Genomic DNA, 22,470 nt, shown 5'->3' on the forward strand with positions numbered 1-22,470 from the left:
TTCTAGGTTATCCGTTCCTACGCTCGATGAGCACGTGCCGGCCAAGACGTCCCGCACGTGCCGCCCCTCCCCTCGACCCGTGAGGAAGCACCATGCACCAGCGCACGCTCGGATCCCGGACCGTCTCCGCGATCGGCCTCGGCGGCATGCCGATGTCGATCGAGGGTCGTCCGGACGAGGCCCGGTCCGTCGCGACGATCCACGCCGCGCTCGACGCGGGCGTCACCCTGGTCGACACCGCCGACGCGTACCACCTGCACGCCGACGAGGTCGGCCACAACGAGGACCTGATCGCCCGCGCGCTGCGGTCGTACGGCGGCGACACGTCGGGCGTGCTCGTCGCGACGAAGGGCGGGCACCTGCGCCCCGGCGACGGCACGTGGACGAAGAACGGCGACCCGGCCTACCTCAAGCAGGCGGCGAGGGAGTCGGCCCGCCGGCTCGGCGTCGAGGCGATCGGCCTCTACCAGTTCCACCGCCCGGACCCCGCGGTGCCCTACGCCGACTCCGTCGGCGCGCTCGCCGAGCTCCTCGACGAGGGCGTCGTCGAGATGGCCGGCATCTCGAACGCCGACGTCGCGCAGATCGACCTCGCGAACGAGGTGCTCGGCGGCCGGCTGGTGTCCGTGCAGAACCAGTTCTCGCCGCGGTTCCGGTCCAGCCAGGACGAGCTCGAGCACTGTGCGGCGCTCGGGGTCGCGTTCCTGCCCTGGAGCCCGCTGGGCGGGATCGCGAACGCAGGCGAGCTGGGCAGCACGCACGCGGCCTTCCAGGAGGTCGCCGACGCGCACGGCGTGAGCGTCTACCAGGTGACCCTCGCGTGGGAGCTCGCGCTCGCGCCCGTCGTGATCCCCATCCCGGGCGCGTCACGACCCGAGAGCATCCGCGACTCCGCGGGGGCCGTCGACCTCGTCCTCACCGACGACGAGGTCTCCCGCCTCTCCGCAGCCTGACCGGACGGACGGAGCACCGTGAAGACCTTCACCCTGCCCGGGACGGACCTCGTGGTCCCGAACGTCGTGCTCGGGCTCATGCGCATCCAGGACAAGACCGACGACGAGGTGCGCACGCTCGTGCGCACCGCTCGCGACGCCGGCATCACGTTCCTCGACCACGCCGACGTCTACGGCGACGACCTGCACGGCTGCGAGCGCCGCTTCGCGGAGGCGACGCGCCTGTCCCCCGCCGAGCGTGCGGAGTGGGTCATCCAGTCCAAGGCCGGGATCGTGCGGGACGGACCGTACTTCGACTTCTCGTACGACCACCTCGTCGGGTCGGTGCACGGATCGCTCGAGGCGCTGGGCACGGACTACCTCGACATCCTCCTGCTGCACCGCCCGGACGCCCTCGTGGAGCCCGAGGAGGTCGCGCGCGCGTTCTCCGACCTGCACGCGGCCGGCACGGTCCGCGCGTTCGGCGTCTCGAACCACACCCCGGGCCAGATCGAGCTGCTGCGCCGGTACGTCGAGCAGCCGATCGTCGCGAACCAGCTCCAGCTCTCGATCACGCACGCACCGCTCGTCGCGCAGGGCGTCGCCGCGAACATGGCGACGCTCGACCAGTCGGTGAGCCGCGACGAGGGGATCCTCGACTACTGCCGCCTGCACGACATCACGGTCCAGGCGTGGTCGCCCTTCCAGGCCGGCCTCGTCCCGGGCGTGTTCCTCGGGTCCGACGAGTACCCCGAGCTCAACGCGGTGGTCGACCGCCTCGCCGCGCGGTACGAGGTGCCGCCGATCGCGATCGCGACCGCGTGGATCACGCGCCACCCTGCGCAGATGCAGGTCGTCCTCGGCACGACGAGCCCCGACCGTGTCGCGGGCGCCGCCCAGGGGTCCGACGTGCCGCTCACGCGCGCCGAGTGGTACGAGCTGTTCCGCGCGGCGGGCCACACCGTGCCGTGACCTCCGCGCGTGGTCCCCGCCGCCGACGTCCGATCGATCAGGTTTCGAGAAGCGGTCCGGACCGGCCGGTTCCTAGCATCGGGACATCGAACGACCCGACCGAGAAGGAGCGACCGATGACCGGCACGCAGAAGGCTGCGACGACGAGCTACGAGGGATTCACCGCCGAGGAGCGCGCGGCCATGAAGGAGCGGGCCAAGGAGCTCAAGGCGACGACCGACGGCGAGGCGGCGGTCCGCGAGAAGATCGCCGAGATGTCCGACGCGGACCGAGCCCTCGCCGAGGCCGTCCATGCGATCGTCCGGGCCGAGGCGCCTCACCTGGTCCCCCGCACCTGGTACGGGCAGCCCGCCTACGCCCTGCCGGGCAAGGGGAGCAAGAGCGGCCCGATCGTGTGCTTCTTCCAGGCGGCAGAGAAGTTCGGGACCCGCTACGCGACCCTCGGGTTCAACGAGGACGCCCGGCTCGACGCCGGCAGCATGTGGCCGACGTCGTTCGCGCTCACGGCGATGACCGCGGCGAACGAGAAGGAGATCGCCCGGCTCGTGCGGACGGCGGCCGGCTGAGGGGTGCGAGCAGAGCGGGCCGAGGCAGCGTCGTGCTGCCTCGGCCCGCTCTGCCGGTGTCACCGACCGCCGCGCTCGCCCCGGGTGACCGGGGCGAGCCCGGCCGCGCTCAGGCGCACGGCCCGACGGCCGACCACGAACCCCAGACGCTCGCGCCGGGCTCCTGCCCGCGGGTCCACCACTGCGCGCGGTAGGCGACCCCGTCGTGCGCCACGACCTCGCCACCGACGTACACCGTGGACGCGTCCCACGGCTCGGCACACTCGGCCACCGCAGGTGCCGCGGTCGCCGGGCCCACCTCTGCCCACGGGCCGAACCAGGGCGACGTACCCGGCTCCTGGTTGCGCGTCCACCACCGTGCCTCGTAGACCACGCCGTCGTGCTGCACCAGGTCACCGCGCTGGTACGCGGTGCTCGCGTACCAGGGGTTCGGGCCGGGCTCGGGAGCCGAGACCTCGGGCAGCAGCTCGATGACTGTCGGTTCCTCGACGGGCGTGAACCGGGCGCCGGCGTCCGACGGCGCGGCGTCCGTCAGCTCCAGCAGCCCGGACAGGTCGACCGAGCCGTCGGCGGCGATCTGCGGACGGATGCCGTCCACGTCGAGCGAGACGAACCACGAGGCGTCCACGGTCGACGCCCCGCCGAGGTTCCAGTGATTCGACGGGTCGATGAGCAGCGAGGTGTCGTCCTGCTTGAGCGCGAGCACGTCCACGGCCGGGTTCTGCCAGGAGACGACGCCGCTCGCCTGGTATGCGGTCGTGCTCGCGTTGGTCTCGAGGCGCACGCCGCGGTCGTTCGCGACCGAGGTGACGTCCTCGAGCCGGACGTCCGGGCCCGAGTTCGAGGTCACGCCCGTGCCGAGGTTCCCGTAGCTGACGGAGTTGCGCAGCAGGTGGTCGCCAGGGATCGACTCGCCACCGAGCTTGAACCCGTTGCCCTCACCGGTCCGCGAGGGGTCCGCCTCGAGCCAGCCGTTGTCGTACGCCACGGAGTCCTCGACGATCACCGTCCCGATGGGGCCGGTGGTCGACTTCGCGTACAGGTCCCAGCCGTCGTCGATGTTGTGGTGCGCGATGTCGTTCCGGAACACGTTGCCCTCACCGACGGTGAGCTTGGCTGCGAAGCCGTCCGCGTCGTTGCCGCCCGCGTCGGCGTTGTTGTGCGCGACCGACGAGACCACGAGGTTGTGCGACGGCCACATCGACGGCGGCTCGGCGCTGCGGCCCGAGATCTGGATGCCCGTGTCGGCGTTGTGGTGGGACTCCACCCGCTCGACGACGTTGTGGTGGCCCTCGACGAGCATCGGCTTCGCCTTGTCGCGCGAGCCCGTGATCTCGAGGTCGTACACGTGCCACCAGTCGCCGCGCAGGACCAGGCCACCGTCGGGCGACTGCGACAGGTCGAGCGTCGCGCGGGTGCCGGGCTCCGAGAGGAGCGTGATCGGAGCGTCCTGCGTGCCGTCGCGGCCGCGCTCGGCGACGATCTTGCGGGTCGGGGTGTAGACGCCGTCCGTCAGGACGATCTGCTGCCCTGCCTGGGCGAACCCGACCGCCGTGTGCAGGTCCAGAGGGTCGGACCGGGTGCCGGCGCCGTCCGCCGAGCCGTCCGGAGCGACCCAGACCGACTGGCCCGGCTCGCCGAACCTCTTGACGGTGACGGTCAGCGGCACGTCCACCGGGTCGGTGGACTCGATCTCCTCGCGCTCCCCGAGGTGCGGCTGCTCGGCGTCGGGCAGCAGCCGGGCGGTGAGCTCGTTGACGCCGTCCTCCAGGGCGACGGGCGCCAGGACTCGCTCGCCGGGCGCGAGCTCGATGCCGTCGACCACGACCTGGCCCGCCGCGTCGAGGATCTGCCCCGTGCCGTGCATGTTCGCCACGAGCGGGACGTCGAGGCTGCGCTCCGGGGTCGTCGAGGTGATGTCGACGCCGAGCGTCGCCGGGACGTACTCGGTCGGGGGCTCCTGGGCGGCCTCGTCGTCGTCGGGGTGGATCGTGGTGAGCTCCCAGTCGGTGACCGTCACCTGGATCTTGCGGGCGACGGCCATCCCGACGAAGAACCGCTCCGGGTCCTGCTGCAGCAGCATGTCGGGGTCGTACTGGATGACCTCGAGCACCTCACCGCTCTCCGCGTCCGACCGGTGCCAGGTCGCGTGGAACCCGGTGTTCGACCTGCGCAGCGAGAGCTCGAAGACGTCGCCGGTGGCGAACTTGGGGCCGGTGGCGTCCGCCCGCCAGGCCTCGTCGAAGACCTCTGCGTCGGAGGTGTCCCGCGTCCCCGCGGAGCTGTCGTGCGGCGCGCCGGTGTAGCCGTGCACGAACCGGGCGCCGGGCGTGCCGTCGCGCACCGTGCCGGTGCCCTCGCCATAGCGCGTGATCAGCGCACCGGCAGAGTTGAAGTACCGCGCCGCGGAGTCTCCGGGCACCAGGGTGTCGACCGCGAGCACGCCGAACCCGGACTGGTTGTCCTTCGCGGCGGCGTCGTCCACGTGGAACGTGGCGGTGAGCGTGAAGTTCTCCTCCGCCGGGTCGATCTCGGTGTAGAAGTACTGGAACCCGTCCTCGGACGAGGCGAGCTTGGTCGAGCTGGCGCGCGCGTCGAAGGTGATCGACCCGTCGGCGTTCTCGACCACCTCACCGCCGGAACCGGCGTTGGACCCGATGTCGGCGATCTTCCACCGCTCGACGGCGGTCGCCACCGTGACCTCGAACGGCGCGCCCACGGCGGAGTCGGCGCCACGGTGCGCGACGGCGCGCAGCTGGTAGGTCTGACCGGTGGTCAGGCCGGTGACGTCCGCGGCGGTGCCGACGACACCGTCGACGACCGTGCTCCAGGTGGCACCGTCCTGGCTGACCTGCACCGAGTACGTCTCGGCCTCGGGGCTCGCGGACCACTCGGTGGACAGGGTCCCCCGGCCGCCGGAGACGGCGGTGGTCAGCGCGGAGACGATCTCCGGAGCGGCCAGCGGGAGCGAGAACCCGGCGTGCGCGACGCGCGCCGAGGTCAGCGGCGTGTCCTCGCCGTAGCGCGTGATCGAGACCTCGACCTCGTAGTCGCCGGACGCCGGCGGCGTCAGGGCGACCGTCCCCGTCGGCCCGTCGACGACGGTCATGGCACGGTCGACGACGGCGCCCGTCGCGTCGTGGAGCGCGGCGTGCGCGACGTCGCCGCCGTCGGTGCCGAGCAGGCCCGTGAAGCCCACGAGCAGGCTCCCGGGGTCCGCGGGATCGGGGGCGACGGAGTCGACGACCGGTGCCGCCACGCCGGCCCACGGCGCACGGTCTCCCAGGTCGACGGGTCCGAGCTGCGCGAAGAAGACGTTCACGCCCGAGCTCGGGGACGCGAGGTAGTAGTCACCGGGAGCGTCGATGTCGATCGTCGCGGTGGCGACGGGCAGCGTCTCGTCGTCGGCCGGCGCCGGCACGCGGGCGACCTCCCCGGTCGCGCCGTAGAGGGCCAGCGCACGGTCGCTCGCGCCGCTGCTGCGGGCGTTGACGACGACCTGGGTGGGCACGTCCTCCGCGCCGACGGTGAAGTGCAGGGAGCGGGCGTCGGCGCTGCCCGACCCGTTGAGCTTGATGCGCTGGGAGAAGACGTCGCCACGGTCGGAGACGCGGTCCGCCGCGTCGACGGTGACCTTCTTGGCGGCCGTCGCGTAGATCGTGAAGTCGGTCCCGGTGTCGACCACGGAGGCGTAGTCGCCCGGCGCGAGGTCGTTCACGTCGAGCGCCGTGCCCGGCCCGACGGCGACAGCCGTCATCGCGGACGTGACGGTGAGTGCCGCTGCGACCACTGCCGCCAGCGACGTGCGGATGGTCCGCCCGAACGGTGTCATGGATCTCCTCGTCGAGATGCGCGTGCTCTGCGGTGGGCACGCGAGAAACCGGTTTCCCGCACGGTAATCGCATTCCCGCCTCGCCGTCAAGGCACCGCTGTGCCGCCTGGGGCGAGGGGCCCCGTACAGCGACGGTCGGACGAGGGCCGGACGGCCTCTCCCGACGATGCGCGCCCCGGTCAGGGCACGAGGTCGGCAGCCAGCCTCCAGCCGAGGACCTCGACGCCCGACTCGTCGCGGGTGAGGCCCAACCAGCCGCCGCGCTCGACGACGAAGACGCCCGGAGTGACGGCAGCCGTCAGGCGCGACACCCACGAGCGTTCGAGGCGGGGTACCACCACCTGGACGCCGTCGGCGACGAGCTGAAGCACCACGTCGACGAGCCCCGCGTGCGCTGCCCGCCGCGCGGGTCCGGACGCGTCGACCCACTCGGTGTCCTCGGGGACCCACCCGCCCGAGAGCACGAGCGACCGCAGCTGCGGCATGCGCGTGAGGAACGTGCCGTCGGCACCGTCGAGGGACACGGAGAGCTGCTCGACGGGAGCCTTCTGCAGCACCGTGAGATCGGCGTTCCTCGTCGTGCCGGTCAGGTGCAGCTCGGCCAGCGCCGGGAGCGCGACCAGCGGCTCGACGCTCGTGAGCCCGCGCTCGCCGGTGGCGTTCAGTCGCAGCCATCGCAGGCCGGTGCACTCCCCCAGCGGGGCCAGGTCGACGTCGTCACGCAGGCGCACGTCGAGCCGCGCGAGGCCGCGCACCGCGCCGATCCCCTCGAGGGACGCGCACTCGCCGAGGTTCAGGACGGACGCCCCGAGCCGGAACATGGTCGCGGCGAACGCCCGCGGGTCGAAGCGCCGCCACGCACGGTGCAGCTCGGCAAGCTCCGCGTCGGGGTAGCTGTCGCGTGCGTACCCGGCGAGCACCTCGAGCGCCGCCGGGGTGCCCAGCGCACCCAGCGCACGGAACGCGACCCGCCGCTCGCCGGCCCGCTGCTTCGGGCGCGGGGCGAAGAGCCGCGGGTCGGCGTCCGGGTGCGCGGCGACCCACGTCGCCACCTGCGCCACCTTCTCGGGGAGCGCCGGCCCCTCGGGCGTCGCCGGTGCGGCAGGCGCGGTGGGCGCGCTCCGGAGCGCCGCGTCGTGCTTTGCGACCGCTCGACGGATCATCGCCAGCTTGGCGCCCCCCGGCTCGGCGATCTCGGCGGGGAGCCGGTCGAGGACGGACACGTCGGCCCGCGCCGCCAGCGCGAGGAGCGCCCAGAGCGCTCGCGCGTCGAGAGCCCCCGCGAGGGTCGACATGTCGAGACCCGCCACCGCTCCGAGAGCCGGATCCTCGAACACCCGCAACGCCGCCCGTTCGAGATCGGGGTCGCTCGGCAGCCTCGACGCGCCTCGCACCGCGTTCGGCTGGTTCGAGTACCGGTCGAACCGACCCAGCACCTCGTCGGCGCGTTCCGCGCCCAGGGCGTCCGAGAGCACGGTGAGGATGGTCTTCGGGCCCGACATGCGAGCCTCCCTCGGGGAGAGTTCGGGGACCGCCGGCGATCTCCGGGGCCACGGACAGCGACGACGCCGTCCGCACGCCGGACCCTATCGAGCGGTCGCGGTTCGTGCAGCGTCCCCCACGAAGAACGTGGCAGGAGCGCGACCTTCCCGCCGTCGGGTCGATCTGGGCGCCCGTCGCGCGGGCGACGTGCGCCCAGGTCAGCGCCTCCTCGCGGTGTGCGGCGCCCGGGCGTCGCCGCCCGAGGACCAGCACGGGCTGGACGACTTCCATAACGTTTTGGTTACACTGGCGCGGTCCCGTCCATCGATCCCCGGAGCGCACCCGTGTCACGAGGCCGCCATCACGCAGCACCCGCTGCCCCCACGCGCTCTCTCCGGCTCCCGGCGCTCGCCCTGCTCACGCTGCTCGGGGCGGGAGTCCTCGGCTCGGGACCGCAGCCCGCGGACGCCGACGACACCCCGGTGGCACCCGTCGCCGGATCGACGACCGAAGGACGCGACCAGCCTGCCGCGAGCCGCTCCGGCGACCGCGCTGCCCGCGAGCCCGCCCGCCAGGCGGCGCCGGCGCCGACCCCGACGCCCGCTCCCGCGCCCCAGGTCGTCCCGGCTCCGACGCCAGAGCCTGCCCCGGAGCCCACGCCCGCACCGCTGCCCGCGGTCACCGGTCAGCTCTGGACCACGGACGCCGTCAACGTCAGGACCGCGCCGTCGGCCGATGCCGAGCGCCTCGCGACGGTTCCGCTCGCCACGGTGGTCGACGTCACCGGCACCGCCCAGGACGGCTGGAACCAGGTGGTCTGGGACGGCGCCGTCGCCTGGGTCAGCTCCAGCTTCCTCTCCGAGACCGAGCCCGCGGCACAGGCGCCGGCGAGCGCGGCCGGCACCTCAGGTGCCGCCTGCTCCGTCAGCCCGGGGATCGAGTCGGGCCTGCAGAGCAACGCGTCCGCCGTGTACCGCTCGGTGTGCGCAGCCTTCCCCCAGGTCAGCGCCTACGGCGGTCCGCGCCCGGGCGACAGCGGCGACCACGGCACTGGTCGCGCCGTCGACATCATGATCAGCGGTGACCTCGGCTGGGATATCGCCCGCTACGTGCAGGCGAACGCCGGTGCGCTCGGCGTCACCTACGTCATCTACCAGCAGCAGATGTGGATGGCGGGCGACCCGACGAGCGCCTGGACAGCCATGGAGGACCGCGGCGGAGTGACCGCGAACCACTTCGACCACGTGCACGTCAGCACGTCGTAGCGGACCCCCCGGACTCAGACCGCTGCCTCGTCCGGTGCACCGCGGATCGCGCCGAGAGCGGCGTCGTAGTAGGTCGCGAGGGGTCGGACGGCGCCGTCCCGGGTCCACGCCTCGCCGGCGAGGTCGAGGCACGTGATGACACAGCCCACGACGGCCTTGGCGCGCAACGCCTGGTCCGGTCCCGCACCGAGGCGCCGCTCGACCTCCGGCACCAGGTCGTCGTACCAGCGCAGGTGCTTCTCGATGCTGCGCGCCCGCAGCGAGGGCGTCCCGTACATCATCCGGGAGATCGCCAGGAGTCGGTCCTTGTCCGCCGCCTTCCTCTCGAGCGCGAACAGCGCTCCACGCAGCGACGCCCACACGTCCTCGTCCTCGGGTCGTCGTTCCAGCTCGGCCCGCAGCACGCCCCCGTCGGCGACGAAGCGGCCGAGCGCCACGTCCTCCTTGGTGCCGAAGTAGCGGAAGAAGGAGCGGCGAGAGATTCCCGCGGCAGCGACGATCTCGTCGATCGTGGTCTGCTCGAACCCCTTCACGAGGAACAGGTCCATCGCCACGGCGGCGATCTCGGCGTACGCCTGTTGACGGGACCTCTCCCACAGTCCGGGGTTCCCCTCGCGCGCCGATGCCATGCCGTCACTCTAGCCGAGCCCTGGCACAAGTGCCTGGTTGGCACTGTGTGCCAACCAGGCATACAGTCGCACCATGACCGCCTTGAAGAAGCCGCTGGACCACACGCGCCAGACCGTCCTCATCACCGGAGCGAGCTCGGGCATCGGGGCCGAGTTCGCCCGCCAGCTCGCGGCCCGAGGCAGCAGCCTCGTGCTCGTCGCTCGTCGCGCCGAGCGACTGGAGGCCCTCGCCGAGGAGCTCGGCGACGCCCACGGCACCGACGTGGTCACCGTGCCCATGGACCTCGCGAGGCCGGGGGTCGGCCGGCTCCTGCAGCGCGAGCTCGAGGCCCGGGACGTCGAGGTGACCAGCGTCATCAACAACGCGGGCTTCGCCCGCCTCGGCCTGTTCCACGCGCAGGAGCTGCCGAGCATCAGCGCAGAGCTCGCCCTCGACGTGGTGAGCGTGGTCGACATCAGCCACGCCTTCATGCCCGCCCTGCGTCGACGCGGGGACGGCTTCCTCCTCAACGTCGCCAGCATGGCCGCCTATCAGGCCACCCCCACGATGGCGGTCTACGGTGCGAGCAAGGCGTTCGTCCTCAACCTCACGGAGGCCCTCTGGTACGAAGCGCGCGACACCGGCCTTCGGGTGATCGCCCTGTCCCCGGGTGCGACCCGGACGGAGTTCTTCGACGTCGCCGGGGAGGGAGCCGACGGCGGGTCCCGTCGCATGTCCGCCGACGTGGTCGTCGCCACGGCCCTGCGCGCGCTCGAGCGTCGCAACCCGCCGCCCAGCGTCGTCGCAGGTCGGTCCAACCGACTCGCCGCGGTCGCGTCCCGGCTCGTCGGACGGCGCGGCACGACCGAGATGATCGGTGCGCTGATGGCACGGGGGACGGCGGGCCGCTGACCCGACGACAAAGGCTCGGATCCCGGCCTGCACATGACGTGCCTCGCCGGGATCCGAGCCTTCTGCGTTCGGTGGAGCTGAGGGGACTCGAACCCCTGACCCCCTGCATGCCATGCAGGTGCGCTACCAGCTGCGCCACAGCCCCGAGGACCCGAAGGTCCAGGTAAGACGCTCCTCGGCCGGTTTCCCGTCCTGCGGAGCGTCGCTAGTCTACGCAGAAACGGGCTCCAAGTTCCAATCCGGTCCCGCGTTCCACTCGTCGAGCGGGAACCCCGCTCCGACGTTGTGCGCGACGAGGCGCCACGCCGGCACGGCCGCCGGTGCCGAGCGGTGCAGGTGCGACCAGTGCACGTTGTGCAGGCCGCTGATCCCCCGCCAGGCGGCGGGGTCGAGACCGAGCAGGGCTGTCACGGCGAGCGTGATGGCCGCGCCGTGGGAGACCACCACGAGCGTGTCCTCGCGCTCGAGCGCGTCGGCGTGCTCCGTCACGGCGGCGAGCATGCGCGCCGCGACGTCGACCTTCGCCTCCGCCCCCGCGCGCGTCGGCTCCTCGCCGGCCCGCCAGGCCGCGTGCTGCTCGGGCCACCGGACGGCGATCTCGTCGCCCGTGAGCCCTTCCCACTCGCCGAAGCTGCGCTCGCGGAGGCGGGCGTCGTACGTCGGCTCCACGCCGACGGCCGCCCCGTACGCTCGGGCGGTGTCGGCGGCACGACCGAGGTCCGACGTCACGACGCGCGTGGCCCGGTGCGCGCTCGCGAGGGCCTTGGCGCCCTGCTCGGCCTGCCAGCGGCCGACGTCGTCGAGCGGGATGTCGGACTGCCCCTGCAGCCGCAGCGCGGCGTTGAACGCCGTGCGCGCGTGCCGCAGGAGGACGAGGGTGCCCGCTGTCACGCGAGCGGCTCCCCCGAGAGGCGGATCGCGCCGTCGTCCTCGGAGCGGCTGCCGCCCGTGGTGTCGTCGGCCGCGTCGACCGCCCCGTCACCGCCGCGGGCGTCCTCGGGCAGCTCGATCAGCGGGCAGTCCTTCCAGAGGCGCTCGAGCGCGTAGTACACCCGGTCCTCCGCGTGCTGCACGTGCACGACGACGTCGCCGAAGTCGAGGAGCACCCAGCGGGCCTCCTGCTTGCCCTCGCGGCGGATCGGCTTGGCGCCGGCCTTGTGCATGGCCTCCTCGACGGCGTCGACGATGGCCGACACCTGCCGTTCGTTCGTCCCGGAGGCGATGAGGAAGACGTCCGTGAGGACGAGCTGCTCGCTCACGTCGAGGGCGATGATCTCCTCGGCCTTGCGGTCGGACGCCGCGCGCGCCGCGGTGATGGCGAGCTCGACGGCCCGTTCGGTAGCAGTCACGTGGTGTCCGTTCGTCGGTGGGGTGTGCGGGTCAGCGGACGACGTCGGGGGCGCCGTCGGCGTCCCACGCCGGGTCCGGGGGGTCGACGGTCTCGACCACGGCTGCTGCGTCGTCGAGCGCCGGAGCGGTGTCGTCGCGTGAGATGAGCTCCCACACGAGCAGCCCGAGCACGAAGGCGACCGCGACGAGGATGAGGTAGTGCAACCAGGTGTACGACGGGCCGCGCGGCTCGTCGTCGTCCTCGGCCTCGCCGTCGGCGCTCTCGGCCGTCCGGGCGTGCACGCGCGGGAAGAGGTCGTCCCCCGCGGTGGCCGGCGCGGGTGCGACCGCCGCGGGAGCGCCCGAGGTGGTCCCGAACGGTGAACCGGGCTTCTCGACGGCGCGAGCCGGCTCCGGTGCGTCACCCGACGTGATCGCCGCCCACGGCAGCGCGGAGCCCGCCGTCTCGGCGGGCGGTGGCGTCGCCTGCGTCGACGGCCGGGCGGGGGCCGTCTCGACGGGCGCCTGGGCCGCGGGCTGCACCTGCGTCTGACCCCAGGGCGACGGCGACGGCGACGGCGCAGGCTCAGGGCCGCGCGGTGCCGTCGAGGCGCCGGTGGAGCTCGCGAACGCGGACATGCGCTGCGGCTGGTTCGTCGGCGGCAGGTTCGTCGTGGGTGCGGGGGCGGACCCCTGGCCGAACGGCGACGCCGTGGGTGCGCCGGGTGCCGGGGTCCGGCCCGAGGACGTCGCGAAGGGGTCGCCCGTCGGTGTCGGTGGGCGGACGGGACCGCTCGCACCGGGCGCCGTCGGACGCGGACCGGCGGCAGGCGGGCGCGAGCTCGTCCGGGTGGGGACCGCCGGCGTCGGGGCGGGCGGGCGGATCATGACGCGCTCCGCGGTCTCCTGGACCGGGGTCAGGCGACCGGTCTCGTCGAGACCCCGCATGCCCCCGGACGCCGCGGGCGGCCGGACGACGGAGGGCTGGGACGGGTAGTCGGTCGCCCCCGTCGTCTCGCGCAGGGTGCGCCGCGACGGCGGCGGCGTGGGCGGAGCAGCCGGGCGCGCGGGCGGCGCGGGGGCCCAGGTGGAGGCCGGCGGCGCAGCGGAGGGCTCGGGGGGCGTGCCGCCCGCCTGCGCCGTGCGCTGTGCCGCGGCCGCCTGCTCGCGCTCACGGATCTCGCGCCGCGTCAGGGGGCGGACGGGCTGCATGTTGCTGCCGTTGTCACTCATCGTGCTGACCTCGATACAAACCGTGCTTGGCGATGTACTGGACCACGCCGTCCGGCACCAGGTACCACACCGGCTGGCCCGACTGCGCGCGTCGACGGCAGTCCGTCGACGAGATGGCGAGTGCCGGAACCTCGAGCGTCGTGACGACGCCAGGAGGCAGGCCCTCGACGCTCAGCCGGTGCTCCGGGCGCGTGACAGCCACGAAGTGTGCCATCTTCCACAGCTCGTCGGCATCCTTCCAGGTCAGGATCTGTTCGATGGCGTCCGCACCGGTGATGAAGAAGAGCTCGGCGTCGGGTCGCGCGTCGCGCAGGTCGCGCAGCGTGTCCACCGTGAAGGTCGGGCCCGGGCGGTCGACGTCGACCCTGCTCACCGTGAAGCGGGGGTTCGACGCGGTCGCGATCACCGTCATGAGATACCGGTGCTCGGCCGGGCTGACCTGCTGGTGCTGCTTGAACGACGGGTTGCCCGTGGGGACGAAGACGACCTCGTCGAGGTCGAACCGCGCAGCGGCCTCGCTCGCGGCGACCAGGTGTCCGTGGTGGATCGGGTCGAACGTCCCGCCCATGACCCCCAGACGGGGCCTGCGCGAGCTCATCGGTCGGTCGCCGGACGCGGCACGGGTTCCCGTTCTCCGTCAGTGGCGCGTGCCCACGCTGCGGAACGCGTAGGTCACGAGCAGGAGCGCGACGAGGCCCCCGAACGCCAGCAGACCGTAGGCGAGCGGCGGGATGGGCAGGTGCGACGCGGCCTCGGCGCCTTCCTCGGCAGCCTTCACGACGGCTGGGATCACGACGTCCTCCTCGAGTGTCGTCCCCGGGCGGGGTCGACCGTCCGGACGGGTCCGGGCGGTGCGTGCTGGGATGCTTGCGGGCGACCGGAGGGGTCCCGGTCGCCGACCAGTGTCTCACGGACCCACGGGCGACCGGTCCGGTCGGTACCGGGTACTTCCTCGCACAGCGGTCGTCACGGACGAACGTGACCGTCCCCGTGGACGACCCATTTCGTCGTCGTGAGCTCGGCGAGGCCCATGGGGCCGCGAGCGTGCAGCTTCTGGGTCGAGATGCCGATCTCGGCGCCCAGGCCGAGCTGTCCGCCGTCCGTGAAGCGCGTGGAGGCGTTCACCATGATCGCGGCCGAGTCGAGCTCGGCGACGAACCGCTCGGACGCCTGCAGGTCGCGCGTGACGATCGCCTCGGTGTGCCCCGACGTCCACGTGCGCACGTGCTCGATCGCCTCGTCGAGGTCGTCGACGACCCGGACCGCGATCTCCAGGGCGAGGTACTCCGTCGCCCAGTCCTCGTCGGTCGCCGGGAGGACCTCGAGCCCGGCGGGCGCGAGCGCCGTCGTGCGTGCGTCCCCGTGCACGACGACGCCCGCCTCGCCGAGCGCCGCGAGCGCCGCGGGCAGGAAGTCGTCGGCGGCGTCGGCGTGCACGAGCAGCGTCTCGGCCGCGTTGCACACGCCGACGCGCTGCGTCTTGGCGTTGAGGAGGATCTCGAGCGCCATGCTCCGGTCGGCGCTCGCGTCGACGTAGACGTGGACGTTCCCCACGCCGGTCTCGATGACGGGGACCGTGGACTCCTGCACGACGGTCCGGATGAGGTCCGCCCCGCCGCGCGGGACGAGGACGTCGACGAGGCCGCGGGCGTGCATGAGGGCGACCGCGCCGGGGCGTCCGTGGGCGTCGATGGACTGCACGAGGTCGCCCGGCAGGCCCTGCGCCTCGAGGGCGCGCGCGAGGACGGCGACGATCACCTCGTTGGAGCTCGCGGCCGCCGACCCGCCTCGGAGGATGACGGCGTTGCCGCTCTTGAGGGCGAGACCCGCGGCGTCGACCGTGACGTTCGGCCGCGCCTCGTAGATCATCCCGACGACGCCCATGGGGACCCGGAGCTGGCGCAGCCGCAGGCCGTTGGGGAGCGTCGAGCCGCGCACGACCTCGCCGACGGGGTCCGGGAGGCCCGCGAGCTCGCGCAGCGCGTCCGCGATCGCGGCGACGCGCTCCGGGGTCAGGGCCAGGCGGTCGAGCAGGCCGGGAGCCATGCCGTGCGCGCGACCACGGTCGAGGTCGTCGGCGTTCGCGGCCACGATCTCGTCGGTCGCGGCGACCAGCGCGTCGGCGAGCGCGAGCAGCGCCGCGTCCTTCGTCGCGCGGGTCGCGGTCGCGAGCGCGCGCGACGCCGTCTTGGCACGGCGGGCGATGTCCTCGACCGCGGCGGCGACGTCGGTGGTGCCGTCCCCGACGGCGGCGGACCCGCGACCGACCGCGGTCGTGTCCTCGATGGTCGTCATGTGCCGAGCCTACGACCGGGTGGCCGTGTGGCGGGAGCGGTGTCCGCCGATCATGCCTTCGCGCCCGCGAGAGCGGGCCCTGGTCCGACGGCCGCGGTCGTCAGCGGGCGCGCCTGCGCACCAGGACGAGGTCGTCGCGGTGCACGATCTCACGGTCGTAGCCCTCCCCCAGCTCCTCGCGCAGGTCGCTCGTCGTGCGGCCGAGCAGCCCGGGCAGGTCACGCGACTCGAACGCGACGAGCCCACGCGCGACGACGCGCCCGTCGGACGTCACGAGCTCGACCGGGTCGCCGGCGTCGAACTCGCCCTCGACGGCCGTGACGCCCGCCGGCAGGAGCGATGCCCGCCCCCCCTGCACGGCCCGGACCGCGCCGTCGTCAAGGACGAGACGCCCGCGCGTGCGCGCCGCGTGCGCGAGCCACAGGCGACGCCGCGTCGTGCGCTTCCCGGTCGCCGCGAACCACGTGCCGACGGGCTCCCCCGCGAGCGCGGATGCCGCGTTCTCGGCCTTGGTGAGCACCACGGGGATCCCCGTCCCGGTCGCGATCGTCACGGACTCGAGCTTGGTGACCATCCCCCCGGTCCCGACCGCGCTCCCTCGCGAGGTCACCTCGACGCCCTCGATGTCGGCCGCCGAGCGCACCTCCGCGATCCGCCGCGTCCCGGGGCGTGACGGCGGCCCGTCGTACAGGCCGTCCACGTCCGTGAGGAGCACCATCGCGTCGGCGCGCACGAGGTGGGAGACGAGCGCCGCGAGCCGGTCGTTGTCGCCGAACCGGATCTCGTCGGTCGCCACGGCGTCGTTCTCGTTGACGACGGGGACCACCCCCAGGTCGAGCAGCCGCTCGAGCGAGCGCTGCGCGTTGCGGTAGTGACCGCGGCGCACGGTGTCCTCGGCGGTGAGCAGCACCTGGCCGACGCGCAGCCCGTGCGTCGCGAAGGCCTCGGTGTAGCGCGCGACGAGCATGCCCTGCCCGACGGACGCCGTCGCCTGCGCCGTCGCGAGGTCGCGCGGCCGCGTCGTCAGGCCGAGCGGCCCGAGGCCCGCGGCGATCGCGCCGGACGTCACGAGGACGACCTGGCCGCCGGCCGCGCGCCGCGCCGCGAGGACGTCGACGAGCGCGCGCAGGGCCCCGAGGTCGAGGTGCCCGTCCGCCCCCGTGAGCGACGACGAGCCGATCTTGACGACGACGCGGTGGGCGGTGGCGATCTGGGACCGGGAGGGCAGGGCGTTCACCGCCCCATCATCGCGGCCGGACGGCTGAGAGCGCTCCGGATTTCACGAGTCAGGACGTCGCCCCGCGCTGTGGGCGGGGAAAGGGCCCGGTTTCGCGTCGGCAACCGGGCCCGTTCCCCGCCCACAACTGGCGGTCAGTCGGCGTCGGGGTCCGTCCAGGTGCCGGCCTGGCGCTCGGTCCACAGCTCGCGCCGGGCCTCGGCCTTGGCGTCCATGCGCTCGTGGTGCTCACGGCGCTTCTCCGTCCGCGTCGGGCGCAGGCTCTCGTCGAGGCGGTTGTCGGATCCGCGGGGGCCGCCGAGCAGCTCGGAGCCCGTCATGAGCGTGGGCTCCCAGTCGAAGACGACCGCGTTGACGTCGCTGCCGATGCGCACCTCGTCGCCGGCGACGGCGCCCGCGGCGAACAGCTTCTCCTCGACGCCGATCCGGGCGAGCCGGTCGGCGAGGTACCCGACGGCCTCGTCGTTGGAGAAGTCGGTCTGGCGGACCCAGCGCTCGGGCTTCGCACCGCGCACCTGGAACCAGTAGTCGGTCGCCCCGCCCTTGCGCGTGACGGTGAAGCCCGCCTCGTCGACGGCCTTCGGCCGCAGGACGACCCGCGTCGGCTCGGGCGCCGGCGCCTCGGCACGCGCCTTCTCGACGAGCTCGGCGAGCGCGTAGGTGAGCTGGCGCAGACCCTCGTGGCTCGCCGTCGAGATCTCGAGGACCCGCAGGCCGCGGGCCTCGAGGTCGGGCTTGACGAGCTCGGCGAGCTCACGGGCCTCGGGCACGTCGATCTTGTTGAGCACGACGAGGCGCGGGCGCTCCATGAGCGGCACCCGCCCGCCCTCGATCTCCAGGTCGCCCGCGTACGACGCGAGCTCGGCCTCGAGCACGTCGAGGTCGCTGATCGGGTCGCGGCCCGGGTCGAGCGTCGCGCAGTCGAGCACGTGCACGATCACGGCGGTGCGCTCGATGTGGCGCAGGAACTCCAGGCCCAGGCCCTTGCCCTCGCTCGCGCCGGGGATGAGCCCGGGGACGTCCGCGACGGTGTACCGCGCGCCGCCGGCCTGGACGACGCCGAGGTTCGGTACGAGCGTCGTGAACGGGTAGTCCGCGATCTTCGGCTTGGCCGCGGAGATCGCCGCGACGAGCGACGACTTGCCCGCGCTCGGGTAGCCCACGAGGGCGACGTCGGCGATGGTCTTCAGCTCGAGCACGACGTCGCGCTCGTCGCCCGGCTCGCCGAGCAGCGCGAACCCGGGCGCCTTGCGCCGCTGGGAGGACAGCGCGGCGTTGCCGAGCCCGCCGCGACCGCCCTCGGCCAGCACGTACTCCGCGCCCGCGCCGACGAGGTCGGCGAGCACCGTGCCGTCGGTGTCCTTGACCACGGTGCCGTCGGGCACGCGCAGCACGAGGTCCTCGCCGTTCGCGCCGTCGCGGTCGTCACCCATGCCCTGGGTGCCCGACGTCGCGTGGCGGTGCGGCGAGTGGTGGTACTCGAGGAGGGTCGTGGTCTGCGGGTCGACGACGAGGCGCACGGTCCCGCCGTCGCCGCCGTTCCCCCCGTCGGGCCCGGCGAGCGGCTTGAACTTCTCGCGGCGCACCGACGCGCAGCCGTTGCCACCGTCACCGCCGGAGACGTGCAGCACGACGCGATCGACGAACGTGGCCATGATCAGATCCTCTCGCAGGTGCGCGGAGCGCGGGCGGCGACGGAGGCGTCGACCGCCGGGGTGGAGCCGGGTGGAACCGCAGGAGGGGCGCACCGCATCGGTGCGCCCCTCCTGCGTGAAGCCGTGCTGGGTGGTCGTCAGGCCTCGACGGTGACGATGTCGATGACCTTGCGGCCGCGGCGCGTGCCGAACTGCACCGCACCGGCGGCAAGGGCGAACAGCGTGTCGTCCTTGCCACGGCCGACGTTCTCACCGGGGTGGAAGTGCGTGCCGCGCTGGCGGACGATGATCTCGCCCGACTTGACGACCTGACCGCCGAAGCGCTTGACGCCGAGGCGCTGGGCGTTCGAGTCGCGACCGTTGCGCGAGGAGCTCGCGCCCTTCTTGTGTGCCATGACGAACCTGCTTTCGTGCGAGAGGGAGGGTGCCGGACGGCGCGGGGCGGGGCCTTGCGGCCCGCTGCCTCACGCCGCGAAGATCACTTGATGCCGGTGACCTTGAGGCGGGTCAGCTGCTGGCGGTGACCCTGACGACGGCGGTAACCGGTCTTGTTCTTGTACCGCAGGATCGTGATCTTCGGACCCTTCTCGTCCCGCACGACCTCGGCGGTGACCTTGACCTTCGCGAGCTTCGCCGCGTCGGTGGTCACCTTCTCCCCGTCCACCAGCAGGAGAGCGGGCAGCTCGAGGGACTCACCGACGCCGGCGGACACCCGGTCCACCACGACGATGTCGCCGACTGAGACCTTTTCCTGGCGGCCACCGGCCTTGACGATCGCGTACACCACGTTGCTGCTCATCTCTCCTAGTCTTGGCGTGCTCGTCACGGCGTGAGACGTCTTGGAAACTCGAACACGCCGCGGCGTGCGAGTGCGAAACCGTCCGTGGGCACACGGGACCGGCGCGCCTGGGCGCGCCGACGTTCAAGACTACGGAACGGCGGGCGACAGGTCAAATGCCGTGCGTCGCGGCAGCCCGGGCCGAGGTGCGGCCCGGGCTGGCCGTTCGTGCAGGTCGAGCGGCCCGACAGCCGCGCCGGGCGGAGCTCCGGTCAGTCGAGCACGAACGTGATCTCGAGCATGACCTGCCAGGCGACGATCCGGCCGTCCTGCGTCTCGACCTTCTGTTCCTTCACCCATGCGCCCGAGACGTTGCGCAGCGTCTCGCTCGCTCGCTCCACGCCCGTGCGGACCGCGTCCTCGAAGCTCGTCTCCGACCGCGCGCTGATCTGCGTGACGCGTGCCACCGTTCCGGCCATGGTCGTTCCCTCCCTCGGGCGGGCGCCCGGCGCGCCCGCGCTCCACCGAGCGTCCCGCCGTGCGCACGCGCCCGCCACCCGGAGCGGCGAGCCGGACCGGGCCGTGCCAGCCTTGCGGGAGCGGAGGTGATGCCATGAGCGCCCCGGCCCAGACTCCTCACGACCCGGTCGACGAGGCGATGGCGGCCGTCGACCGGCGCGGGTTCCTGCCCCGAGCGCAACGGCGCTTCGCGGAGCAGGACCGGCCGCTCGCCATCGGCGGCGGGCAGACGAGCTCCCAGCCGTCGACGGTCGCCGCCATGCTGCGTCTCCTGGAGGTCCCCCGGGACGCGCGTGTGCTCGACGTCGGGGCCGGGTCGGGATGGACGACGGCGCTCCTCGCCCGGCTCGTCGGCCCCGGCGGCCGCGTCGTCGGGCTGGAGCGCGACCCGGACCTCGCTGCGTGGGGAGCGGCGAACGTCGCGCGGGCCGACGTCCCGTGGGCCTCGCTCGAGACGGCGCGCCCCGGCCTCCTGGGTCGGCCCGGCGAGACGTTCGACCGGGTGCTCGTCTCGGCGGCGGCGCAGCAGCTCCCGGCCACGCTCGTGGAGCAGGTCGCCCCGGGCGGCAGGCTCGTCGTACCCGTCCGGCACACGATGCTCCTCGTCGTGCGGGGCGAGGACGGCGTCGTCCGCACGAGCGAGCACGGCTCCTACTCGTTCGTGCCGCTCGTGGAGGACCCGCCCGACGCGCCGGGCTGAGCCGTCGACGCGTCCTCCGGCGCGGCCGGCAGCCGCCAGGGAGCTCCGGGGAGATGGGCCCGGCACCGCGCCTCGTACCGCTCGGACCCTCCGACGTGCGACGCGTCGGGGACCAGCGCGTCCCCGCCGCGGCCCCCGGTGACGGCCTGGGCCGCGGCCTCGGTCCCGAGAGACGTCCCGACGTCCCCCGTACGGACGTGGAACGCCGCGTCCTCGCCGCACACCGCGCACACCGCGGTGAGCCGGTCGACACGTTCCGCCCGCGCCGCGAGGCTCGGCATCGGCTCGAAGGGGCGTGCGTCGTAGGTCACGTCCAGACCGGCGACCACGACGACCGAGCCGTCGTCGGCGAGGCGCTGGACCACGTCGACGAGCGCGGGACCGAAGAACTGCGCCTCGTCGACGGCGACGAGGTCCCACGGCCCCTCGGCGCGCGCGACCGCCTCGAGCTCGTGCGCGTCGTGCACCGTGCGCGACGCGAGCGACAGGCCGGAGTGCGTGCTCACCGTGCCGCTCCCCCGCCGGGTGTCGAGGACGTGGTCGACGAGCAGGACGCGCCGTCCGGCGACCTGGGCCCGACGCACCCGGCGCAGCAGCTCCTCGGTCTTGCCCGCGAACATCGGCCCGGACACGACCTCCACCCGACCGGTCACCACGGCCGCCTACCGGTGCCGGGCGAGGCCGGTCGACTGCCGGACGGGGAGCGGCTTGGGGGCAGGGAGCGGCTCGGCGGGCGACCCGCCCGACGGCCGGGCCTCCTCTCGGCGCGACCGCCGGGACGACTCCCCGGCCTCGCCCTCGTCCCGGGTGCCGCCGAGCACGGTGAGCTCGGGCACGCGCGTCACGAGCGGCAGCTCCTTCGTCCCGGTCGCACCCTCCAGGCTCCGCGGCGTCGGGACGACCGTCGAGACCCGCACGACGCCCGGCACGGGGAGCGGGCTCGGACCGGGCGGGACGTCCGCGGGCCGCGTGTCCCCCGGCTGGCCGTCAGCCGGCTCCTCGACGGCGGGCTCGCCGCCGGCAGCCCGGTCGTCGACAGCCTGGTCGTCGGTGGCGTGGTCCAGTGCGTCCCGGTCCTCGGACGTGCGTCCGGGCTCGCGCGCGGGAGCACCGGCGTCCGACGGCGACCCCGTGGAGGCCGGGGCCGGGGCCTGGGCCTTCGGGGCGACGTCGCGCGCGCCGCCGGACCGCTCTGCGAGCGCCGGCCGGCCGGGCTCGCCACCGGCCGCCCTGTTCAGCGCCCCGTACGGGACGTGGACGCTCGGTGCGGCGAGCCGGGCGGACTCGACCTGGGTGCGCTGGTCGTCGAAGAAGATGTGCGGTCGCAGGACCTCGAGGATCCCGGACTTGTCGATCCCGCCGAGGAAGAACGCGTCGTCGACGGAGACGCCCCACGACTTGAGCGTCGCCACCGCGCGCTCGTGCGCGGGAGCGGACCGGGCCGTGACGAGCGCGACGTGGATGCGCGGGACGTACGAGGGGTCCTCCCGGCGGCGCGCCCTCTCGACGTCCTGCAGGCGGTGGATGCCGACGATCAGGTCGCGCAGCGGTCCTCCGCCGAGCGGCACGTCCGACAGCTCGTCCTCCCGCCGACGGTAGGACGCGAGGTCACCGCCGCGGAACTCCTGCTCGGAGGAGTCGTCGGCGAGCACGCCGTCGAAGTCGAACGCGATGCGCAGCTCGTCCCCCGGCTCGTCGGCGAACGTCGGGTCCAGCACGTACCCCGCGGGGAGCCCGAGCGCGACGGCGTCGCGCACCGAGGCCTCGTCGGCCGAGAGGAACAGGTCCATGTGGAGCGGGCGGATGAACTCGTACGGCGTGTGGCCCTGGCGGAACACCGCGCGCGTGATCGGCAGGTCGTGGTGGCGCACGGACCGCATGACGCGCAGCCCCGTCTCCGGGGAGTTGCGCGACATGACGATGACCTCGACCAGCGGGTCCTCCTCGGACGGCGCGAGGTCGTTGAGGGCCAGCAGGCGCCGCACGAACCCGAACGCGACGCCGGGTCGCAGCGGTTCGTCGAGGTGCCTCTCCTGGAACGCGCGGTACGCACCCTCGCCCTCGGTCCGGAAGACGCGGTCGGAGTCGGTCAGGTCGAACAGTGCGGAGGAGGCGACGCCGACGACGAGGCGGCCCGTGAGGTCGTAACCCATG

Annotated in this window: 22 protein-coding genes and 1 tRNA gene; 6 read left to right on the forward strand and 17 right to left on the reverse strand. The window is 73.7% G+C overall.

Going from position 1 to position 22,470, the window contains the following annotated elements; translation table 11 throughout:
- Positions 1-92: 92 nt before the first annotated feature.
- From V5D56_RS16600 to V5D56_RS16610, 3 genes are all read left to right on the forward strand, one after another.
- Positions 93-953 (forward strand): aldo/keto reductase, encoded by an 861-nt coding sequence (locus tag V5D56_RS16600; RefSeq protein WP_435736388.1) that lies wholly within the window; start codon positions 93-95, stop codon positions 951-953.
- 18 nt (positions 954-971) lie between these two features.
- Positions 972-1,904 carry an aldo/keto reductase gene (locus V5D56_RS16605; RefSeq protein ID WP_435736389.1) on the forward strand — a complete coding sequence of 311 codons (933 nt, stop codon included), beginning with the start codon at positions 972-974 and terminating at the stop codon, positions 1,902-1,904.
- Positions 1,905-2,020: 116 nt separating this feature from the next.
- Positions 2,021-2,470, forward strand: coding sequence for an iron chaperone (locus V5D56_RS16610; protein WP_435736390.1), 450 nt, complete (start codon positions 2,021-2,023; stop codon positions 2,468-2,470).
- A gap of 109 nt (positions 2,471-2,579) precedes the next feature.
- Here the strand turns inward: V5D56_RS16610 and V5D56_RS16615 are convergent, their stop codons facing one another.
- A complete protein-coding gene (locus V5D56_RS16615; protein ID WP_435736391.1) occupies positions 2,580-6,302 on the reverse strand; it encodes a carbohydrate-binding protein in 3,723 nt (1,240 codons plus the stop codon).
- Positions 6,303-6,481: 179 nt separating this feature from the next.
- Entirely contained in the window at positions 6,482-7,804 is a 1,323-nt protein-coding gene (locus V5D56_RS16620; protein ID WP_435736392.1) for a leucine-rich repeat domain-containing protein, read from the reverse strand.
- A 324-nt stretch (positions 7,805-8,128) separates the two neighbouring features.
- On the opposite strand from V5D56_RS16620, the gene V5D56_RS16625 reads away from it, so the two are divergent.
- Complete coding sequence (locus V5D56_RS16625) at positions 8,129-9,049, forward strand: SH3 domain-containing protein (RefSeq protein ID WP_435736393.1); 921 nt, start codon at positions 8,129-8,131, stop codon at positions 9,047-9,049.
- Between the two features lie 14 nt (positions 9,050-9,063).
- On the opposite strand, the gene V5D56_RS16630 is transcribed toward V5D56_RS16625, so the two are convergent.
- Positions 9,064-9,678: a TetR/AcrR family transcriptional regulator gene (locus V5D56_RS16630; RefSeq protein WP_435736394.1), complete on the reverse strand. Its 615-nt coding sequence runs from the start codon at positions 9,676-9,678 to the stop codon at positions 9,064-9,066.
- A 73-nt stretch (positions 9,679-9,751) separates the two neighbouring features.
- Between V5D56_RS16630 and V5D56_RS16635 the strand changes: the two genes are divergently transcribed.
- Positions 9,752-10,570 (forward strand): SDR family NAD(P)-dependent oxidoreductase, encoded by an 819-nt coding sequence (locus tag V5D56_RS16635; RefSeq protein WP_435736395.1) that lies wholly within the window; start codon positions 9,752-9,754, stop codon positions 10,568-10,570.
- Positions 10,571-10,642: 72 nt separating this feature from the next.
- On the opposite strand, the gene V5D56_RS16640 is transcribed toward V5D56_RS16635, so the two are convergent.
- The 12 genes from V5D56_RS16640 to V5D56_RS16695 form a co-directional block, all read right to left on the reverse strand.
- Positions 10,643-10,715, reverse strand: a tRNA-Ala gene (locus V5D56_RS16640).
- Positions 10,716-10,780: 65 nt separating this feature from the next.
- On the reverse strand, positions 10,781-11,461 hold the full coding sequence (locus V5D56_RS16645; RefSeq protein ID WP_435736396.1) for a histidine phosphatase family protein: 681 nt from the start codon (positions 11,459-11,461) through the stop codon (positions 10,781-10,783).
- Positions 11,458-11,919 (reverse strand): ribosome silencing factor, encoded by a 462-nt coding sequence (gene rsfS, locus V5D56_RS16650; protein WP_435736397.1) that lies wholly within the window; start codon positions 11,917-11,919, stop codon positions 11,458-11,460. Before rsfS ends, V5D56_RS16645 begins: the two co-directional genes overlap by 4 nt.
- Before the next feature lie 31 nt (positions 11,920-11,950).
- On the reverse strand, positions 11,951-13,132 hold the full coding sequence (locus V5D56_RS16655) for a hypothetical protein (protein ID WP_435736398.1): 1,182 nt from the start codon (positions 13,130-13,132) through the stop codon (positions 11,951-11,953).
- Positions 13,125-13,730 carry a nicotinate-nucleotide adenylyltransferase gene (nadD, locus tag V5D56_RS16660; RefSeq protein WP_435736399.1) on the reverse strand — a complete coding sequence of 202 codons (606 nt, stop codon included), beginning with the start codon at positions 13,728-13,730 and terminating at the stop codon, positions 13,125-13,127. The genes V5D56_RS16655 and nadD overlap by 8 nt, the downstream gene beginning before the upstream one ends.
- A 39-nt stretch (positions 13,731-13,769) precedes the next feature.
- Positions 13,770-13,925, reverse strand: coding sequence for a hypothetical protein (locus V5D56_RS16665; protein ID WP_251151667.1), 156 nt, complete (start codon positions 13,923-13,925; stop codon positions 13,770-13,772).
- Positions 13,926-14,098: 173 nt separating this feature from the next.
- On the reverse strand, positions 14,099-15,427 hold the full coding sequence (locus V5D56_RS16670; RefSeq protein WP_435736400.1) for a glutamate-5-semialdehyde dehydrogenase: 1,329 nt from the start codon (positions 15,425-15,427) through the stop codon (positions 14,099-14,101).
- Positions 15,428-15,527: 100 nt separating this feature from the next.
- Positions 15,528-16,655, reverse strand: a complete 1,128-nt coding sequence (gene proB, locus V5D56_RS16675) for a glutamate 5-kinase (protein ID WP_435739060.1) — start codon at positions 16,653-16,655, stop codon at positions 15,528-15,530.
- Positions 16,656-16,798: 143 nt separating this feature from the next.
- Positions 16,799-18,319, reverse strand: a complete 1,521-nt coding sequence (gene obgE / locus V5D56_RS16680; RefSeq protein WP_435736401.1) for a GTPase ObgE — start codon at positions 18,317-18,319, stop codon at positions 16,799-16,801.
- 137 nt (positions 18,320-18,456) lie between these two features.
- Positions 18,457-18,714: a 50S ribosomal protein L27 gene (gene rpmA, locus V5D56_RS16685; protein WP_435736402.1), complete on the reverse strand. Its 258-nt coding sequence runs from the start codon at positions 18,712-18,714 to the stop codon at positions 18,457-18,459.
- A gap of 83 nt (positions 18,715-18,797) precedes the next feature.
- Positions 18,798-19,106: a 50S ribosomal protein L21 gene (gene rplU, locus V5D56_RS16690; RefSeq protein WP_251151886.1), complete on the reverse strand. Its 309-nt coding sequence runs from the start codon at positions 19,104-19,106 to the stop codon at positions 18,798-18,800.
- A 263-nt stretch (positions 19,107-19,369) separates the two neighbouring features.
- Complete coding sequence (locus tag V5D56_RS16695) at positions 19,370-19,576, reverse strand: dodecin family protein (RefSeq protein WP_251151671.1); 207 nt, start codon at positions 19,574-19,576, stop codon at positions 19,370-19,372.
- Positions 19,577-19,710: 134 nt separating this feature from the next.
- Here V5D56_RS16695 and V5D56_RS16700 point away from each other — a divergent pair, with 134 nt between their 5' ends.
- Positions 19,711-20,316, forward strand: a complete 606-nt coding sequence (locus tag V5D56_RS16700) for a protein-L-isoaspartate O-methyltransferase family protein (protein ID WP_435736403.1) — start codon at positions 19,711-19,713, stop codon at positions 20,314-20,316.
- Here the strand turns inward: V5D56_RS16700 and V5D56_RS16705 are convergent.
- Both V5D56_RS16705 and V5D56_RS16710 read right to left on the reverse strand, forming a co-directional pair.
- A complete protein-coding gene (locus V5D56_RS16705; RefSeq protein WP_435736404.1) occupies positions 20,268-20,969 on the reverse strand; it encodes a thymidine kinase in 702 nt (233 codons plus the stop codon). The two genes, V5D56_RS16700 and V5D56_RS16705, sit on opposite strands and share 49 nt — an antisense overlap.
- 9 nt (positions 20,970-20,978) lie before the next feature.
- Positions 20,979-22,469, reverse strand: coding sequence for a 5'-nucleotidase (locus tag V5D56_RS16710; RefSeq protein ID WP_435736405.1), 1,491 nt, complete (start codon positions 22,467-22,469; stop codon positions 20,979-20,981).
- Between the last annotated feature and the right edge of the window lies 1 nt (position 22,470).

The organism is Cellulosimicrobium sp. PMB13, from assembly GCF_051294865.1.
GTDB lineage: Bacteria > Actinomycetota > Actinomycetes > Actinomycetales > Cellulomonadaceae > Cellulosimicrobium.

Excerpts from the sequence above, each read along its gene's own strand:
- V5D56_RS16600 (WP_435736388.1), top strand. The coding sequence starts at position 93 with ATGCACCAGCGCACGCTCGGATCCCGGACCGTCTCCGCGATCGGCCTC.
- V5D56_RS16610 (WP_435736390.1), top strand. The coding sequence starts at position 2,021 with ATGACCGGCACGCAGAAGGCTGCGACGACGAGCTACGAGGGATTCACC.
- V5D56_RS16615 (WP_435736391.1), bottom strand. The coding sequence starts at position 6,302 with ATGACACCGTTCGGGCGGACCATCCGCACGTCGCTGGCGGCAGTGGTC.
- V5D56_RS16620 (WP_435736392.1), bottom strand. The coding sequence starts at position 7,804 with ATGTCGGGCCCGAAGACCATCCTCACCGTGCTCTCGGACGCCCTGGGC.
- V5D56_RS16630 (WP_435736394.1), bottom strand. The coding sequence starts at position 9,678 with ATGGCATCGGCGCGCGAGGGGAACCCCGGACTGTGGGAGAGGTCCCGT.
- V5D56_RS16635 (WP_435736395.1), top strand. The coding sequence starts at position 9,752 with ATGACCGCCTTGAAGAAGCCGCTGGACCACACGCGCCAGACCGTCCTC.
- V5D56_RS16655 (WP_435736398.1), bottom strand. The coding sequence starts at position 13,132 with ATGAGTGACAACGGCAGCAACATGCAGCCCGTCCGCCCCCTGACGCGG.
- nadD (WP_435736399.1), bottom strand. The coding sequence starts at position 13,730 with ATGAGCTCGCGCAGGCCCCGTCTGGGGGTCATGGGCGGGACGTTCGAC.
- V5D56_RS16670 (WP_435736400.1), bottom strand. The coding sequence starts at position 15,427 with ATGACGACCATCGAGGACACGACCGCGGTCGGTCGCGGGTCCGCCGCC.
- obgE (WP_435736401.1), bottom strand. The coding sequence starts at position 18,319 with ATGGCCACGTTCGTCGATCGCGTCGTGCTGCACGTCTCCGGCGGTGAC.
- rpmA (WP_435736402.1), bottom strand. The coding sequence starts at position 18,714 with ATGGCACACAAGAAGGGCGCGAGCTCCTCGCGCAACGGTCGCGACTCG.
- V5D56_RS16695 (WP_251151671.1), bottom strand. The coding sequence starts at position 19,576 with ATGGCCGGAACGGTGGCACGCGTCACGCAGATCAGCGCGCGGTCGGAG.
- V5D56_RS16700 (WP_435736403.1), top strand. The coding sequence starts at position 19,711 with ATGAGCGCCCCGGCCCAGACTCCTCACGACCCGGTCGACGAGGCGATG.
- V5D56_RS16710 (WP_435736405.1), bottom strand. The coding sequence starts at position 22,469 with ATGGGTTACGACCTCACGGGCCGCCTCGTCGTCGGCGTCGCCTCCTCC.